General features: G+C 61.7%; 1 protein-coding gene. It reads left to right on the forward strand.

What is annotated here, in order from left to right:
- Positions 1-837: integrase catalytic domain-containing protein (locus AC5Y49_RS24740; protein WP_499892010.1), on the forward strand; the 837-nt coding region annotated here is incomplete at its 5' end.
- Positions 838-975 lie beyond the last annotated feature (138 nt).

Consider the following 975-nt stretch of genomic DNA (forward strand, 5'->3'; position numbering starts at 1 on the left):
GGTAAGGCCCGCGACCAGATCACGGGGAGATCGACCACCAAGCCAGCCCCGTTGCTGCGGTCGGCGATCACGATCCGCAAGGCCACCGACGAGGTCGAGGCATCGCCGGGGTTCTTCGAAGGCGACACCGTCGCGCACTGCGGACCAACCCTCAAAGGTGAGTTCGCCCCCACCGTCAACCTCACCGATATGCATATCGGCTGGGTCTTCACCCGCACCGTGCGCAACAACGCCCACACCCACATCCTCGGCGCACTGAAGACAGGTGTGCATGAAATACCTTATGAGGTCACCGGTTTGGACTTCGACAACGGTAGCGAGTTCCTGAATAAAGCCGTCATCAAGTGGGCCGCGCAGATGGAGATCTTCTTCACCCGCTCACGGCCGTACAAGAAGAACGATCAGGCCACGATCGAGGCCAAGAACAACCACCTGGTGCGCAAGTACGGGTTCTACTACCGCTACGACACCGACGAGGAACGTGCGGTGCTCAACCGGCTCTGGCGCCTGGTCAACGACCGGCTCAACTACCTGACCCCCACCATCAAACCCATCGGCTACGGCTGCAGCCGCGACGGTCAGCGCCGCCGACTCTACGACAACCCCAAGACCCCACTGGACCGGCTGCTGGCCGCTGGAGTCCTCTCACCAGCCCAACAATCAGAACTGCTCGCCTACCGCGACAGCCTCAACCCCGCCAAGATCGCCCGCGAGATCGCCGACCTCCAGAGCCGACTCCTCGTCCTGGCCAAGGAAAAGACCGAGCAGCTCTACCTGGCAAGCATTCCCACCGCCCTACCGGACATCCGCAAAGGCATCCGGATCAAGGCCTCCTGAACCACCCGGTTTCGCGGGCATTTCTTACGTGATGCATGGATCAGATTTCGCGGGCATCTTTACTTGATGCATCACGGACGGCGCGTTGGAGCATGCGCGCGTAGGGCACGAGGAGCCGGATGCAGATACCGCGCTAGA

It is taken from the genome of Mycobacterium sp. NGS62, from assembly GCF_059812285.1.